The following is a 15,921-nucleotide window of genomic DNA, read 5'->3' as shown; positions in this document are numbered from 1 at the left end:
GGATCGCGGCGACGCTTCTAGAGTTCGGGCGGCCGTCGATCCAAGGAGCCCGGGTGAACGTACGTCAGCACCGCCGCGGCTTCGCGCGCCTCGTGGCCGCAACGCTGCTGCTGGCGGCTGTGGTGGGCCTGGTCGCCGCGCCGGCATCTGCCCACGATGGGCTGGATCACGACCCGGCTGACGGCTCGCACGAGTCCGACACCCCGCAGATCGTGGGCGATGAGAGCCCGCGCCTGATCGTCGTGGTGGAGGTGAACGGGCTCATCGACCCGATCATGGCGTCGTACATCAAGCGCCAGCTCGTCACCGCCACCGGGCTCCACGCGGTCGGCGTGGTGCTGCAGGTCGACAGCGCCGGATCCACGCTCCACGACGATGAGCTGGTCGAACTGCTCGACAGCGTCCGGCTGGCGCACCTGCCGGTGGGCGTGTGGGTTGGCCCCAGCGGGGCGCAGGCGCTCGGCGGTGCCGCGCACTTGGTCACAGCAGCCGACTTCGCCGCGATCGCGCCCGGCGGCCGCATCGGCGATTTCACTGCAGTCGAGGGCCTCGTCCATGCTCATGGGTCTGGCGCTCGTGGAGTCGACAGGGGCAGTGTCCACAGCCATGAGGGCGACGGGCTTCACTCGGGCACGAGCGTCCGCTACTACGACGCCGACACGGCGATGGGTGCCGGCCTGACCCACAGCACGGCGCCGGTGATCGGCGAGTTCCTGTTCGCCATGTCCGACGAGGGTCTGCTGCCGCCGATCGGCCAGAACGTGACTGGCGACGACGGCGTGATCCGCCGGGCTCCGGCCGACGACGTGGTCGTGTCGTTCGTCAAGCTGCCGCTGCTCGACGGCCTGTTCCACACCGCTGCCAGCCCGGCGGTTGCCTACCTGCTGCTGCTGGCCGGCCTGTCGCTGCTGTTGCTCGACTTCTACACCGGCGGCATCGGCATCGCCGCCGTGGTCGCCGCGGTGTGCGGGCTGCTTGCCGCGTTCGGCCTGGGCACGCTCGACATCCGGTTGTGGGCGCTGGCGCTGCTCGTCGCCGGCTTCGTGGCGTTCGCGGTGGACATCCAGACCGGTGTGCCGCGCTTTTGGACAGCGGCGGGTGGGGCGGCCGTGCTGGCTGGCTCGCTGACGCTGTTCGGGCAGCACTCCATGAGCTGGATCCCGCTGCTGGTGGGCCTGGTGGGCGTCGGCGCCTTTGTGCTGTCGGGCCTGCCTGCGCTGGTCCGCACCCGCTACGGCACCGCCACCGTGGGGCGGGAGTGGCTGATCGGCGTGGAGGGCACCGCGGTGACCGACATCGATCCCGACGGGACCGTCGAAGTCCATGGCGCCCGGTGGCGGGCCCGCGTGAACCGTCTCACGCCGCTGCAGGCGGGCGAGCCGCTGCGCGTCAGCGGCCTGAGCGGCGTGGTGCTGGAAGTGGAGCCGCTCGAAGGTGCGGCCGTCGACTACCGCCAGATGCGCCGGGGCCCGAGCGGCCCCGTGAGCCCGCATCCAGTAGAGACTGGGAACAAGAGCGGGAAGTAACTGGCGGCTCGACGAGCTGCTGGATCCGTGTGCGGGTCTGGAAGAAACGGGCTGATTCGACGGTTTCCGAAACCGAATGAGGTTTCGTTTACCTCTTGTCAAGCGATTTTTCGTGATCTAGTGTCCCCTCCGACAAGGGGGACATATGAGCGCTCTGCTGGTCGATGAGTGGCAGGACAAGGCAGCCTGCAGAGGACCTCAGGCGGCGGTTTTCTTTCCGCCGCCCCGCACTGAGCGGCGCGACGAGAAAGCTGAGCGCGAATCCCGAGCCAAGGCCATCTGCGGCCAGTGCTCGGTGATCGACGACTGTCTCGACCATGCGCTCGACGTCGGTGAGGCGCATGGCATCTGGGGCGGCCGCAACGAGATCGAGCGCCGCAACATGCTGCTGCTGCGCACGGACGCCAGCTAGCGCTCTCCCGCTTTATTCAGATACTTCGGGCAGCCGCGGCCCGGCGATGCGCAGATCCCCGCGCCGCCGCGTCACTCCTGTCCGGTCCAGATAGCCCACCAGCGGCAGCGCGTACTTCCGCGTGGTGCCGAGTTCTTCGCGGATCTCGGCCACAGTGATGCCGTCGGGCTGAGTGCTGAGCAGGCCGGCGATGCGCTCGGCTGCGGCATCCACGGCAGACGCCGCAAACCAGACTCCGTCCGCGTGCACGAGATCGCCGCGCGCTGCCAGTGCGAGGAGCTCCCGCTGGCTGACGCCGCTCGGTGCGGGCGGGGAGAAGGGCGCTGCGGCCAGTTCGGCGATGACCGGGTGGTCGGCGAGAACGTCGGCGGCTTCGGCCGGCCGGGCGCGCCCGGCCTCGATGGCGACGCCGTCGAGCGTGCCGATTGCCAGACGCTGGCGTTCGTCGAGCCCGGCCAGGTCCAAGCCGAGGGGACCGGCGCGCTCGATCTGTTCCCGAAGATCGTCCACCAGCGCTTCGACCAGTTGGGGTGGCGCCACCCAGCCGCCCAGCACCGGCTCCACCCGCTCGCCGGTCAGCCGCTCGAGCTGCGTCGCCTCGATCCACCCGCGCTCGGCGATCATGCGCTCGACGCGGGCGTCGGGCTGGGCCACGGCGGCCCGCAGCTGCGGATCGGGATCGAGCACTGTGCCGCCGCCGACGGTCTGGCCGCGGCCGAAGTCGCGCAGCACGAACCGGTCGCCCATCACGAGCGGCAGCGCGACCGGCAGGTGCAGCCGGGCGTAGCCGGTCGCGCCAGGGGCGATGCGCTCGGGCCCGAGCACGCGCAGCCGCACCGGCCACTCACCCGACCCCAGGTACAGCGCGTAGGCGCCCCGCCGGGTCACATCGCTGCCGAGGCTGCCGAGCACGGTCAGCTCCACGTCGACACCACGGGTGTGGTGCCACTGGTCGGATCGCACAAGGGCAATGCCACGGCCCAGTCCGTCGGCGTCGACGCCGGTGAGATTGAGCGCAACGCGGTGGCCCGGGCCGATGCGCTCGACTGCGGTGCTCTGGGTCTGGATCGCCCGCACCCGGGCCGCGCGGCCGCCGGGCGCCGTCCGCAGCTCGTCGCCGGCCGAGATGCTGCCGCCCGCGAGCGTGCCGGTCACGATCCGGCCCGCCCCGGTCGCGGCAAACGACCGGTCGATCCACAGGCGCGGCCGGTCACGGTCGGCTGCGGTGGGCGTGGCAGCACACAAATCGTCGAGCGCGCCGCGCAGCTCGTCGAGACCGGTGCCGTCGACGGCGTCGGTGGCCACCACCGGCGCGTGCTCCAAGAACGTGCCGTCGACGTGGTCGGCGATGTCGAGACGGGCCAGCTCGGCCAGCTCGTCGTCGACGAGGCCGATCTGGCTGAGCACCACCACGCCGTGCGAGATGCCGAGCAGCTCCAGGATCGCCAGGTGCTCGGCCGACTGCGGTTTCCAGCCTTCGGGTGCCGCCACCACGAACAGGGAGGCATCCACCGCCCCCACGCCGGCCAGCATGTTCTTCACGAACCGGATGTGCCCGGGCACGTCCACGAAGCTGACCTGCCGGCCCGACGGCAGCGTGCAGAACGCGAAACCGAGGTCGATGGTGAGCCCGCGTTCCTTCTCCTCGGCCAGCCGGTCAGGGTCGGTGCCAGTGAGGGCGCGCACCAGCGTCGACTTGCCGTGGTCCACGTGCCCCGCAGTGCCGACGATGTGCACGCTGCCAGCTTGCCCGATGCCGTGGTTCAGGCCTGCTCGCTGAGTGCTTGGCGGACTGCGGCCGCCACGACGGTGTCGTCGGCGGGATCGACCGTGCGCAGATCGATCACGGTGGTCTGCTCGTTGACGCGGGCGACGACCGGTGGGTCGAACGCCCGCAGCGCAGCTGCGTAGTCGCCGTCGAGTTCGATGCCCGCGGAGGGGATCTCCTGGCCCGGCAGCGACCCGGCACCGGCCAGCGCCGTCGTTCGCGACGGCCGGCCCACACCGAGCGCCTCGGCGCGCTGTGCCAGCTCATCGACCGGCACCCTGGCCATGCGCCAGAACGGGATCGCGTCGGCATCGCGGCGCAGGTACGCCAGAGCCACCGACTGCAATGCGTCGAGCACCAGCGATCCGGGCCGGAAGGCCCGCATCAGCGGGTGCGCCGCGCAGGCGGCGATCAGGTCGGCCCGGCCGCAGATGATCCCGGCCTGGGGGCCGCCCATCAGCTTGTCGCCTGAGAACGTGACCAGCGCCGCTCCCGCTGCCAGCGTCTGGCGGGCACCCGGCTCGCCGGCCAGCCAGTCGGGACGCTGCCCCAGCCAATCGCAGCGTTCATCCAGCAGTCCCGAGCCCAGGTCCGACACCACCGGCGGCCCGATGGTGGCCAGGTCTGCCACGCCGGCTTCCTCGGTGAAGCCGGTGATGCGGTAGTTGGACGGGTGCACCTTCAGCAGCAGCGCGATGTCATCCCGCTCGGCAGCGGCCCGGTAGTCGGCGGCCCGGGTGCGGTTGGTCGTGCCCACCTCCACGAGCCGTGCGCCCGACTGCTCCATCACCTCGGGCACCCGGAAGCCGCCGCCGATCTCCACCAGCTCGCCGCGCGACACGGCCACGCCGCGGTCACGGGCCAGGGCCGCCAGCACGAGCGTCACCGCGGCGGCGCAGTTGTTGACCACGAGCGCCGCCTCGGCGCCGGTCAGCGTCGCCAGCAGCAGCGACGCGTGCGTGGTGCGCGAACCGCGCCGGCCCGATGCCAGGTCGAATTCCAGGTTGCTGAACCGCACCGGCTGGTCGTCAGACTCCAGGTCAGGCAGTGCTCGACTGTGTTGATTCCCGAGCGGAGCTCGGCCGAGATTCGTGTGCAGCAACACGCCGGTGGCGTTCACCGCAGGCCCCAGCAGGCTGCGGCGCAGCCGGTGCGCTTCGTCGGCGGCCGAGTCGGGGTCGCCGGCGGCAATGGCCGCCCGGGCGGCGATGACCAGCAGCGGGTGCGGCAAGCCCACGTCCGCGATCCGCAGCGCCAGGTCGTTCACCGACGGCGGCCTCATCGCCCGGACACTACTGGCACCCCCTCATCGGCCCGGCGGTAGCGTCCCCGGGGCCGTGCCGACGTCGGGAGCCGCTGTGCCAGAACCTGCTGCGCCAGACACTGTTGCGCCCGACTCGCCCGCGCCGGTCGAGATTCCGCTCCGGCAGGCAGCCACGGTGATGCTCGTCCGCGACGGCGCCGGCGGGCTCGAGGTGTTCATGCTGCGGCGCAACCCGCGCAGCGAGTTCGTGCCCGGCCAGTTCGTGTTCCCCGGCGGCGCCGTGGACGCAGAAGACCGGGAGGACCCGGGCTTGGAATCGGTCTGCATCGGCCTCGACGACGCAACGGCATCGGCCCGGATCGACGTGGATCACGGCGGCCTCGCCTACTGGGTGGCCGCTGTCCGCGAGTGCTTCGAGGAGGCGGGCGTGCTGCTGGCCCGCAACGGCAGCGAGCACGTGTCGTTCGACGATGCCACGATGGCATCGAGGTTCGCCGCGCTGCGCCGCCAGGTCCACAGCGGCGACCTCCGCCTGGCGCAGATGTGTCTCGATGAAGGCCTCGTGCTCGAGCTCGACGACCTTCGCTACGTCAGCCACTGGATCACGCCAGTCGGCCCGACCCGCCGCTTCGACACCCGCTTCTTCATCGCCCACGTGCCCGACGGCCAGGAGCCGCTGCACGACGGCAGCGAAACGGTCGAGAGCACCTGGATCCGCCCCGCCGACGCCTTCGCTCAGCACGCCGACGGCACCTTCATGATGATCTTCCCCACCTACAAGAACCTCGAGCCGCTGCTCGACGTCGACACCGTCGCCGACCTCATGGCCTGGGCCGACGGCCTCGAAGACATCCCGGCCCTGCTCCCGGCAATAGCCGTCAGCCCCGATGGCGAGGTCTTGACGCTGCTGCCAGGCGACGAGGGCTACGACGAGGCGATGGCGAACCCGCCGCAGCCAGGCTCCATGCAGTAGCGGGTGAGCTAGCGGCGAGTGCCGAGCGTGACGGGGATGGGCCCGTCCATGCGGGCGGTGCAGGTACCCATGTCCACCGGTGGGCAGATTTCGGTCACCAGCAGCTCGGTGATCGCCTCGAACACCCCAGCCGCCGGCCCGCCGGCGCCATTGCCGGTCACCGGCTCGCCGGTGTCGCCGCCGGCAGACACGGCAGGCTCCAGCGGGATCGAGCCCAGCAGCGGTACGCCCAGATCGGCAGCGAGGCGCTCCCCGCCGCCCTCGCCGAAGAACGACCACCGCTGGCCGTCAGGTGCGGTGAACGCACCCATGTTCTCCACCACCCCCACGATCGGCATGTGGCTGCGGCGGGCCATGTCGGCCACGCGCACCGCCACCTTCTGCGCGCTCAGCGCCGGGGTGGTTACCACCAGCATCTCGGCCTGGGGCAGCAGGCGGGCGAGCGCCATCTGCACGTCGCCGGTGCCGGGTGGCATGTCGATGAGCAGGTAGTCGAGCTCGCCCCAGTCCACGTCGTGCAGGAACTGCTCCACGGCCTTGGCGAGCATGAGCCCCCGCCACATCAGGGCGGTTTCCTCGGTCTCCACCAGCAGCCCGGTGGAGACGACCTTCAGCAGGCCCTCGCCGGCTGGGCGCTCGTCGGGCACGATCTTGCCCCGCTCCTCGCCGTCGGCCGGGGGGCGGGCGCCGAGGCGACCCTCCATGCCGAGCATCCGGGGAATGCTGAACCCCCAGATGTCAGCGTCGAGCACGCCCACGACGAAGCCGCGTGCGGCCAGCGCCGCCGCCAGGTTCACCGTCACCGACGACTTGCCCACGCCGCCCTTGCCCGATGCCACGGCCAGCACCCGGGTGCTGGCGTGCACCTGCGTCGGCGCGGCGTTGTCGCGTGCAGTGCGCCGGGCTCGCTCCATCACCCGGGCCTTCTCGGCAGCGTTCAGTTCGTCCCAGTGCAGCCGCACGTTCTCGATGCCCGCCAATCCGGCCACCCGCGTCTCGCAGTCGCGCTTGATGGTGGCGCGCAGCGGGCAGCCGGCGGTGGTCAAGGCCACGGTCACGTGCCCGGTGGTGCCCTCGCGGTAAGCGTTGCGCACCATGCCCAGGTCGACGATGTTGTCGCCCAGCTCGGGATCCATGACGCCCCGCAGGATGGCGATCATCGCCTCGTCATTCGCCGGAGCATCGGTGGACGCGCTCACGGAGCGCAGGGTAATGGCGCTGTGCGCGGGCCCACGAGTCGGCGCATGCTGCGGCCCCTCCGCCGGGCTCGTCGAACAGCATCTGCGCACGGCGCTCGCCGGTGCAAAAGGGGCAGATGGCACTAGCATCGGTCGCAGAACCTTTGCCCATGTGGGGCTGATTCGGGAGTCGCTGTTGTGATCACCCTGACCGATACCGCCGCTGAGAAGGTCCACGAGCTCATCACGCAGGAGTTGTCCGAGGCCGGCGGCGAGACCGAGCTGGCGCTGCGCGTTGCCGTTCGGCCGGGCGGCTGCTCGGGCTTCAGCTACGAGATGTTCTTCGATTCCGAGGTGGCCAACGACGACATGTCCCAGGCCTATGGCGACGTCAAGGTCGTGTCCGATCCGATGAGCGCGCAGCTGCTCGAAGGCGCCACGCTCGACTTCAGCGACGGCTTGATGGGATCGGGCTTCGCGATCGACAACCCGAACGCGCAGCGCACCTGCGGCTGCGGCAACTCGTTCAGCTGAGCCACCCGGAAGCCAGACCAGAACTGCCCGAGCCTGAACCGGCCGGGCGATTGGCGCAGACCGGCGAATCACTCCAATTCACTGTCGACGGCCGCGCCGTCGAAGTTCCCGACGACGGAGACACCCTGCTCGGCGTGCTGCGCGACCGCCTCGGCATCGAGACGGTCCTCGACGGCTGCAGCCCACAGGGCCAATGCGGCTGCTGCACCGTGCTGGTCGACGACGCGCCCCGCGTTGCATGCGTCACCCCGGCACGCCGGGTAGCCGGGCGGCACGTCACCACTGCCGCCGGTCTGAGCCCCGACGAGCAGCAACGATGGTCCGACGCGTTCCTCGCCTGGGGCGCATCCCAATGCGGCTTCTGCACCCCCGGCATCGTCTGCCGGTTCGTCGGCCACGAACGCCGTGGCGCCGACCTCTCCGATCGCACCACGGTCGACAAGGCCCTGGCCGCACACCTCTGCCGCTGCACTGGCTGGCAAACCATCCGCGAAGCCGCCACCCACGCCGCCACGCCGTCCCAGGTTTCCGTGCGCGATGCCGTTGCCCCCGTCGCCGCACCCCGGTCCGCGGATGCGACCGAACGCGATCCCGAAGCAGCTGCCCACCGCGCGTCGATCGAGACCGACGGCCCCCAGCGATCCGTTCCGTCCAGCGTCCTCGGAGGGTTCGACTTCGGTGCCGACGGCGCCCCCCCAGGCACGCTGACCGCCATCACCGGACCGACCGGCAACTGGCACACCGCCGAGAGCCTCACCGAAGCCCGCCGCCAAGCCGGCAAAGTCCAAGGCCGCCGAACCACCCTCGAGCCCACCCCGCCCATCCAGATCCCCGACCCCCCGCCCGGCACCCAATGGGACGTTCAGCTCGCCACCTGCTGGACCGAACCCGCCTACCTAGAAACCGACGCCGCCTGGTGCGCCCCCGGCAACGAACCCTCCGACCCCCTAGCCAACGGAGGAGCCTTCGGCGGCAAGGCCGAGTCACCGGTGCGCGAAGAGGCAAGACAGCTCGCCACCAACCGCCACCAACCAGTCCGTGTCCTCTGGTCAAGAGAAGACACAGTCCGCCGCGGCCCCAAACGCCCACCCCTAGCAGCCGGCCTACAAACCGACGGCACCGGCATAATCCACATAGCCCGCACCCCCGGCGCAACACAAGTGCTGCAAGCGGTGCTACCGCACGCCGACATAGTCGAAGTCGACACTCCCGGTCCACCAACGTCAATGAACCTGCGCGCCGCAGTCTGGGCCGAAGCCCAAATGCTCGCCGCAGCCCTGAACCGCCTGCAAACCGGCGAATCACTCGAAGCAACCACCGCCACAGTCGAGGTCACATCGCTCGATGGCGCCACCGCACGAGCCACAGTCACCCCCGCTGGCATCGACGTGCACATCGACGCCGGCGACCCCCTCGACCAGGTCACCCTGCGCAGCTACATCATCGGTGCGAGCCACATGGCCTGGAGCTGGGTCACATCAGAGTCACTCACAGTCGACAACGAAGGCCAAGTCCAGGACTTGACGATCCGCAGCTTCGGAATAGCCCGCTCAGCCGACACCCCACCAATAAACGTCACGATCGAACCGTCGCAACAACCACCGGTTCCCGCAGGCAACGCAGTCTTCGCAGCAGTAGCAGCAGCCACCTGGATGAGCCGCGGAGCACCCGCCCAACTCCCCACGGGCCAATCGACGCCACTGCGCTAGCGTCACCCACCGATGGCTGAACCAGCAGAAGACAAACTCCGCCGCCTAGTAGCCGCAGAAAACGGCCTGTGCAGCTTCGTCTGCCTAGACAGCAGCGGAAGCCCACACGTATCCATCATCAACGCCGGCGTGATGGACAACCCAGTAACCGGCGAGACCAGCGTGGCCTGCGTCGTGCGCGCCAACGCCCGCAAGGCCCGCCTGCTGCGCAGCGACCCCCGCGCCGCAGTCGCCTTCCGCCACCGCTGGGACTGGGTGGCCGTCCACGGCACAGCACAGCTCATCGGCCAAGACGACCCGGCCGAGGGCGTCACCGACATTCCCGAGCTGCTGCGCGACGTGTTCCGCTCGGCCGGCGGCACCCACGAGGACTGGGACGAGTACGACCGGGTGATGGCCAAGGAGCGCCGCTTGGCCATTTTCGTCACCCTCGACCACATCACCTCCAACACCGGCACCATTTCCTGAACAACACAGGCTGACAGAACAGGGGCAGTTCCATGGCCGCACCCGTCGCTCACTATTCGAAGTGGTACCGAGCCGGTGACTTCGTGTTCGTCTCCGGCCAGATCGGCCTCGCAGACGGCGCGCTCGTCGAAGGCGTCGAATCTCAGGCCCGCGCCGTGCTCGCCAACGTCGTCGAGGCTCTCGAAGAAGCCGGCGGCACCCTCAACGACGTGGTCAAGTGCCTCGTGTTCATGACCGACATCGGCAACTTCTCGCTCATCAACTCGATCTACGCCGAAGCCTTCGGCGACCACCGCCCGGCGAGAAGCGCCATCGGCGTAGCCGCCCTCCCCCTCGGCGCCGAAGTAGAGATAGAAGCCATCGCCCACCTCCCCGAATAGTCACGCCGCACACCGCGCATCAGTACGCTGCGATCCATGGCCGGCGCCATAGTCATCGTGGTAGTGCTCCTGCTGAGCCCGTTCATCATCACGATCTCCCTGGCAGCAGTAGCAGCAGCCCTAGGCAAGCTCCTCACCGACGACGCCGAGCAGCGCCACGAAGGCAGCTCCCTCATCCAGACCAACGTCTGACGCCCAGACGAACGAGGGGTGGGCGAGGGCAATGGTGCCCGCGCGCAGTTATGAAGCGCCCCAAGGACATCCAGCGAGCGCACGAAGCGCTTCATCTGTTTGAAGCACGGGTGCCATGGCCCTCGTCCACCCCGGACGCAGGACAACTAGCGCCAGCGATACGTCCCGAGCCGGTACCCCACAGACCGAACGGTCTGGATCAGGTCCGCATTCTCCTCGCCCAGCTTCGCCCGCAAACGCCGCACATGAACGTCCACGGTCCGCGCCCCCCCGTAGTACTCGTACCCCCATACCTGGTTCAGCAGCGCCTCACGGGTGAACACCCGCCCCGGCTGCGACGCCAGGAAGCGCAGCAGCTCGTACTCCATGTAGGTGAGGTCGAGCGGGCGCTCGTCCACCACCGCCTCGTAGGTGTCGAGGTTGATGCGCAACGGCCCGTACTCGATGATCTCGGTCGACCCACCGTTCGATGTGGCGGCCAGGTGCGCCAGGCGGGCTTCGAGCTCGCGCGGGTGGAACGGGTCGAGGCAGAAATCGTCGAACATCTCGTCGCGCATGGTCAGCTCGTCGAGCGCGTTGCCGCGCACCAGCACCAGCACCGGCAGCGTGGCCGCGGCGTGCTCCCGCAGCGCCCTCGCCACCGCCCAGGCCACGTCGGTGCCACCCGCGCCGCCGGTGCCCCCGCTGTTCGCGCCATCGCTGTTCGGGTCGTCGCCGCCCAGCCGGATGATCGCTCCGGCCCAGCCCTCGGGCGGCGCGCCCGCCGTCACGTCGGCCGTGGTGGCCACCGGTTTCCAGGCGTAGCCGCCGAGGTCCAGGAACTGCGCCAGCTCGGTGCTGACAGCGGCGGGGTGAACGGCGTACATGAGTTCAACTTCACACGGCAGCGAAATAGTTGTCCAGTTCGAATTGGGTCACTTGCGTCTGGTACGACGACCATTCTCGCCGCTTGTTGCGCAGGAACCATCGGAACAGGTGCTGCCCGAGCGTTTCGGCTACGAGCGCGCTGCCCTCCATCTCGTCGAGCGCCTCGTCGAGCGAGGCCGGCAGATGATGCCCGTAGGCCGGCCCGCCGTGGTCGCTGTAGCCGGTAATGGACGGGGGAGTCTCGGGCGGCAGCTCATAACCCTCCTCGATGCCCTTCAACCCCGCCGCCAGGATGACGGCGAACGCCAGGTACGGGTTGCAGGCGGGGTCGGGCGCCCGGTACTCCACCCGCGTGGCCTCCTCGCCCTCGTTGCGCGTCGGCGGCACCCGGATGAGGGCCGCACGGTTGCTGCGGGCCCACGAGATCGCCACCGGCGCCTCGTACCCGGCGATCAGCCGCTTGTAGCTGTTGACGAGCTGGTTGGTGACGGCGGTGATCTCGCGGGCGTGGCTGAGCAGCCCGGCCACGAAGCCCCGTGCCACGTCGGACAGCCCGTCGGCTGAGTCGGAGTCGCTGAACGCGTTGCGCCCGTTTGCGAACAGCGACATGTGGGTGTGCATCCCCGAGCCCTGCACCCCGGCCAGCGGCTTGGGCATGAACGTGGCGTGCACGCCATGCTCGAAGGCGATCTCGCGCACCAGCAGCCGGAACGTCATCACGCTGTCGGCCATGGTGAGAGCGTCGGCGTAGCGCAGATCGATCTCATGCTGCGAGGGCGCGTCCTCATGGAACGAGTACTCGACTGGGATGCCCATGGTCTCCAGCGCGCTCAGCGTGCGGTGCCGGATGTCAGAAGCGATGTCGGCGGTGGTCAGGTCGAAGTAGCTGCCGGCGTCGAGCGGCACCGGCCGCCCGTCCACCCGGTCGGGCTCGAACAGGAAGTACTCCATCTCGGGCGCGACGTAGAACGTGTAGCCGGCGGCGCGCGCCCGGTCCATCACCCGCCGCAGCACACCTCTGGGGTCGCCGTCGAAGGGGGTGCCGTCGGCGCCGGTGATGTCGCAGAACATGCGGGCGGAAACTTCGTCGCTGCTGCTGCCGTTGCGAGCCGGCATGAGCTCGAACGTCTCGGGGTCGGGCAGGGCCACCATGTCGGCCTCGGCGATGCGGCTGAAGCCCTCGATGGACGACCCGTCGAACACCATGCCCTGCTCGAAGGCCGCCTCCAGTTCCGCCGGCGAGATGGCGAATGACTTGAGCTGCCCCGCCACGTCGGTGAACCACAGGCGGATCAGCCGCACACGCCGTTCGGTGACGCGGCGCAGCACGTAGTCCTGGGGTCGTTCCCGCTCCGGGATCGTCGGGCTTGGGATCGTCACAGTGGCCTTCCCCTTCCGGTCGGACGCTGCTGGCTGGGCACTGAGGGCTGGCTGCACCCGCAGCGGGGCGTATCCCCGCCACAGTGACCGGGCCAATGGCTGAACCCCCATTGTCGGCGCTGCACCGGTGCCCGATCTAGGGGTGGGAGCGAGCTTCACGCGCTGTTCACAATTGGGCAATGGCCCGGAAACCCTGGGTGGTTTGTATCGTGCGCACGGATGTTGGTGTCAGCCGCCAACCGGGCCAGCCGAGCGCGGGCCCGCAGGCCGCCCGGCTGGGCAATGCGGCTGACCCGATCCGCAGTTGACGTACATGCGAATCAGCGAAGGAGCATGCAGTGACCTACCGGGCCGAGTACATCTGGACTGACGGCACCGAGCCCACGGCCGAGGTTCGTTCCAAGACGAGAGTCTTGGCCGACGGCGACGAGCCGGGCATCTGGGGCTTCGACGGTTCGAGCACCAACCAGGCTGAAGGCAGCGACTCCGATGTCGTGCTGCAGCCGGTCTACACCTGCCCCGATCCGCTGCGGGGCGGCAACGACATCATGGTGATGTGCGAGACCTTCCTGCCCGAGACGATGGAGCCGCACCCCACCAACATGCGGGCCAAGACCCGGGCGATCCTCGACAAGTACGGCGATCAGGACTTCTGGTTCGGCCTCGAGCAGGAGTACACCATGCTCGATCCGGTCACGAAGTGGCCCTCGGGCTTCCCGCCCAACGGCTTCCCCGGCCCCCAAGGGCCGTACTACTGCGGCGTGGGCGCGTTGCGCATCCACGGTCGTGACGTCGTGGAGCAGCACACCACCTGGTGCATCGAGGCGGGCCTGAACATCTCGGGCACCAACGCCGAGGTCATGCCCGGCCAGTGGGAGTTCCAGATCGGCCCGGTCGACGCGCTCACCGTGGGCGACGAGATCTGGCTGGCCCGCTACCTGCTGTATCGCGCCGGCGAGGACCACGAGATCGAGGTCAGCCTGGCCGCCAAGCCCATGCAGGGCGACTGGAACGGTGCGGGCATGCACACCAACGTGTCCACCAAGGCGATGCGTGAGAACTACGACGCCGTCGTCAAGGCTGCCCAGTCGCTGGGTGCGCCGGGCAAGCCCGAGGAGCACATCGCCGGCTACGGCCACGGCATCGAGCTGCGCCTCACCGGCGAGCACGAGACCGAGCGCTACGACACGTTCAGCTACGGCGTGTCCGACCGCGGCGCCTCGGTGCGCATCCCCTGGCAGGTCCACCAGGACGGCAAGGGCTACATCGAGGATCGCCGGCCGAACGCCAACGCCGATCCCTATGTGGTGACCGCCCTGCTCAGCCAGACGATTGGCGAGGCGCTGGCCTAGCCAACCCGCAGACGCGCAGCGCTTGCCAGCGACACGCGCGCTCAGCGGTAGAAGTTCGTGATCGGCATGCGCCGGTCCTTGCCGAAGCTCTTGGCAGTGATGCGAGGACCGGGCGGCGACTGACGCCGCTTGTACTCGGCGATGTCGACCAGCCGCGTGATGCGGTGCACGACATCGGGGTCAGCCCCGTACTGATCCAGCATCTCGGCGGCGCTCAGGTCGCCTTCCACGTAGGCCTCCACCAGTGGGTCCAGCAGCTCATACGGCGGCAGGCTCTGGTCGTCGCGCTGGTCGGGCCGCAGCTCTGCTGAGGGCGGCTTGTCGATGCATGCCTGCGGGATGCGTTCGCCGTCGCCCTGGCGGTTGCGCCAGCGGCACAGCTCGTACACCAGCAGCTTGGGCACGTCGCGGATGACGGCGTACGCCCCGGCAGTGTCGCCGTACAGCGTCGTGTAGCCCACCGACGTCTCGGTCTTGTTGCCGGTGGTGAGCACCAGCCAGCCGAACCGGTTCGACAGCGCCATCAGCAGCACGCCCCGGATGCGACTCTGCAAGTTCTGATCGGTGAGGTCGGCCGCCGCGCTGTCGCGGGTCGAGCCAGCGTCAACCGGGCCAGCACCGGCCGATTCTTCGAGCATGCCGCCGAGGGCCGCGTGCGCTGGCTCGATAGGCACCGTGCGAAAGTCGATGCCCAGGTTCGCGGCCAGTTGGGCGGCGTCGGTTTGCGACCCCTCACTCGAATAGCGCGACGGCATCGACACGCCATGCACATGTTCCGGCCCGAGCGCATCAGCGGCGATGGCCGCCACCGCACTCGAATCGATGCCACCAGAAAGCCCCACCGCCACATCGGCGAACCCGTTCTTGCGCACGTAATCGCGCGTCGCCACCACCAACGCCTGCCACACCTCCTCCAACGGATCGGGCAGTGCTGCAACCACGCCGCCGCCAGCATCGTGCTCGCCCGCCAGGGGAACCTCGCACACGGCAACTTGTTCGGCGAAGGCCTCGAGCCGGCAGATCACCGTCCCGGACGCATCGGTCACAAACGAGTTGCCGTCAAAGACCAGCTCGTCCTGCCCGCCCACCTGGTTGACATAGACAACGGGAACCCCGAGCGCCGCGGCCCGCGTCCGCGCCACAGCCTCCCGGTCAGCCTGCTTGCCCCGCCGGTACGGCGACCCATTCAGGTTCACGAGCAGCTGAGCCCCCAGAGCAACCTGCGCCAGCGCCGGACTGGTATCGGCGTCGCCCCCCACGATCGAAGGCAGCCCACCATCGTCAGGAGAAGCATCCGCAGTGCGAGGCGGCCCCCACAAGTCCTCGCACACCGACACACCCACCGCCACGCCGTCGACAGTCAGCAATGGCCCAGCCTCAGTCCCCGGCACGAAGTAGCGCTGCTCATCAAACACGGCGTAGTTCGGCAACAGGTGCTTGCGAAACACCCCACGCACCGCCCCGCCCCAGCAAAGAGCAGCCGAGTTCCACAACCGCACCGGCCCACCAGCACCGCTGTCCTCCGGAAATCCCACCACCGCAGGCACCTCACCCGTGTGCTGCGCAATCCGCGCCAGCGCGGCAGCAGCCCCCTCCACAAACGCAGGCTTCAACAACAGATCCTCAGGCGGATACCCAGTAACAGTCAGCTCACTGAACACCACCACCCGCGCGCCATCAGCAACTGCAGAGTCATAGGCAGCCACGATCATCTCGGCGTTGCCCGCCAGATCGCCAAGACGCAGATTGAGCTGAGCCAGCCCCACACGCACTGACATCAGCTCACCCTACGCCCACCCCGCGCTAAGCACCCCAGGCGACTAGGGCGATGGGAGGGGCCAGGTGCCCGCGCGCAGTTTTGCGACGCCCCAGCGACCCCGCGCCCGCGCAAAGGCGTCGCAACTGTTTGAAGCACGGG

The 15,921-nt window shown here is 69.3% G+C and carries 15 protein-coding genes; 9 read left to right on the top strand and 6 right to left on the bottom strand.

Annotated features, from left to right (window positions below; translation table 11 throughout):
• Positions 1-53: 53 nt before the first annotated feature.
• Together ACOQPE_RS04315 and ACOQPE_RS04310 are read left to right on the top strand one after the other, a co-directional pair.
• The gene (locus tag ACOQPE_RS04315; protein ID WP_420610673.1) at positions 54-1,526 is read left to right on the top strand and encodes an NfeD family protein; all 1,473 of its coding nucleotides are present in this window, start codon (positions 54-56) and stop codon (positions 1,524-1,526) included.
• A 145-nt stretch (positions 1,527-1,671) separates the two neighbouring features.
• Positions 1,672-1,938 carry a WhiB family transcriptional regulator gene (locus tag ACOQPE_RS04310; RefSeq protein ID WP_420610672.1) on the top strand — a complete coding sequence of 89 codons (267 nt, stop codon included), beginning with the start codon at positions 1,672-1,674 and terminating at the stop codon, positions 1,936-1,938.
• A 12-nt stretch (positions 1,939-1,950) separates the two neighbouring features.
• On the opposite strand, the gene selB is transcribed toward ACOQPE_RS04310, so the two are convergent.
• Positions 1,951-3,675: a selenocysteine-specific translation elongation factor gene (selB, locus tag ACOQPE_RS04305; RefSeq protein WP_420610671.1), complete on the bottom strand. Its 1,725-nt coding sequence runs from the start codon at positions 3,673-3,675 to the stop codon at positions 1,951-1,953.
• A gap of 26 nt (positions 3,676-3,701) precedes the next feature.
• Positions 3,702-4,988 (bottom strand): L-seryl-tRNA(Sec) selenium transferase, encoded by a 1,287-nt coding sequence (gene selA, locus ACOQPE_RS04300; protein ID WP_420610670.1) that lies wholly within the window; start codon positions 4,986-4,988, stop codon positions 3,702-3,704.
• A 55-nt stretch (positions 4,989-5,043) separates the two neighbouring features.
• On the opposite strand from selA, the gene ACOQPE_RS04295 reads away from it, so the two are divergent.
• The gene (locus ACOQPE_RS04295) at positions 5,044-5,943 is read left to right on the top strand and encodes an NUDIX hydrolase (protein WP_420610669.1); all 900 of its coding nucleotides are present in this window, start codon (positions 5,044-5,046) and stop codon (positions 5,941-5,943) included.
• Positions 5,944-5,951: 8 nt separating this feature from the next.
• Here ACOQPE_RS04295 and ACOQPE_RS04290 read toward each other — a convergent pair whose 3' ends face one another.
• Positions 5,952-7,142, bottom strand: coding sequence for an Mrp/NBP35 family ATP-binding protein (locus ACOQPE_RS04290; RefSeq protein ID WP_420610668.1), 1,191 nt, complete (start codon positions 7,140-7,142; stop codon positions 5,952-5,954).
• 177 nt (positions 7,143-7,319) lie between these two features.
• Here ACOQPE_RS04290 and erpA point away from each other — a divergent pair, with 177 nt between their 5' ends.
• The 5 genes from erpA to ACOQPE_RS04265 are packed head-to-tail and all read left to right on the top strand — an operon-like array spanning position 7,320 to position 10,404.
• A complete protein-coding gene (erpA, locus tag ACOQPE_RS04285) occupies positions 7,320-7,655 on the top strand; it encodes an iron-sulfur cluster insertion protein ErpA (RefSeq protein WP_420610667.1) in 336 nt (111 codons plus the stop codon).
• Positions 7,656-7,705: 50 nt separating this feature from the next.
• Positions 7,706-9,364 carry a 2Fe-2S iron-sulfur cluster-binding protein gene (locus tag ACOQPE_RS04280; RefSeq protein ID WP_420610666.1) on the top strand — a complete coding sequence of 553 codons (1,659 nt, stop codon included), beginning with the start codon at positions 7,706-7,708 and terminating at the stop codon, positions 9,362-9,364.
• 12 nt (positions 9,365-9,376) lie between these two features.
• On the top strand, positions 9,377-9,832 hold the full coding sequence (locus tag ACOQPE_RS04275; RefSeq protein WP_420610665.1) for a pyridoxamine 5'-phosphate oxidase family protein: 456 nt from the start codon (positions 9,377-9,379) through the stop codon (positions 9,830-9,832).
• Between the two features lie 32 nt (positions 9,833-9,864).
• Positions 9,865-10,212 carry a RidA family protein gene (locus tag ACOQPE_RS04270; protein WP_420610664.1) on the top strand — a complete coding sequence of 116 codons (348 nt, stop codon included), beginning with the start codon at positions 9,865-9,867 and terminating at the stop codon, positions 10,210-10,212.
• A 36-nt stretch (positions 10,213-10,248) separates the two neighbouring features.
• Positions 10,249-10,404, top strand: a complete 156-nt coding sequence (locus ACOQPE_RS04265) for a hypothetical protein (protein ID WP_323672103.1) — start codon at positions 10,249-10,251, stop codon at positions 10,402-10,404.
• A gap of 146 nt (positions 10,405-10,550) precedes the next feature.
• Here ACOQPE_RS04265 and ACOQPE_RS04260 read toward each other — a convergent pair whose 3' ends face one another.
• Entirely contained in the window at positions 10,551-11,270 is a 720-nt protein-coding gene (locus ACOQPE_RS04260; protein ID WP_420610663.1) for a winged helix-turn-helix domain-containing protein, read from the bottom strand.
• Positions 11,271-11,280: 10 nt separating this feature from the next.
• On the bottom strand, positions 11,281-12,651 hold the full coding sequence (locus tag ACOQPE_RS04255) for a glutamine synthetase family protein (protein WP_420610662.1): 1,371 nt from the start codon (positions 12,649-12,651) through the stop codon (positions 11,281-11,283).
• Between the two features lie 338 nt (positions 12,652-12,989).
• On the opposite strand from ACOQPE_RS04255, the gene glnII reads away from it, so the two are divergent.
• On the top strand, positions 12,990-14,003 hold the full coding sequence (gene glnII, locus ACOQPE_RS04250; RefSeq protein ID WP_420610661.1) for a glutamine synthetase GlnII: 1,014 nt from the start codon (positions 12,990-12,992) through the stop codon (positions 14,001-14,003).
• 41 nt (positions 14,004-14,044) lie between these two features.
• Here glnII and ACOQPE_RS04245 read toward each other — a convergent pair whose 3' ends face one another.
• Positions 14,045-15,781, bottom strand: coding sequence for an NAD+ synthase (locus ACOQPE_RS04245; RefSeq protein WP_420610660.1), 1,737 nt, complete (start codon positions 15,779-15,781; stop codon positions 14,045-14,047).
• Between the last annotated feature and the right edge of the window lie 140 nt (positions 15,782-15,921).

The sequence above is a fragment of the Candidatus Poriferisodalis sp. genome (genome assembly GCF_965219595.1).
Taxonomy (GTDB): Bacteria; Actinomycetota; Acidimicrobiia; order Acidimicrobiales; family Poriferisodalaceae; genus Poriferisodalis.
This window is presented reverse-complemented; position numbering and strand designations above follow the sequence as displayed.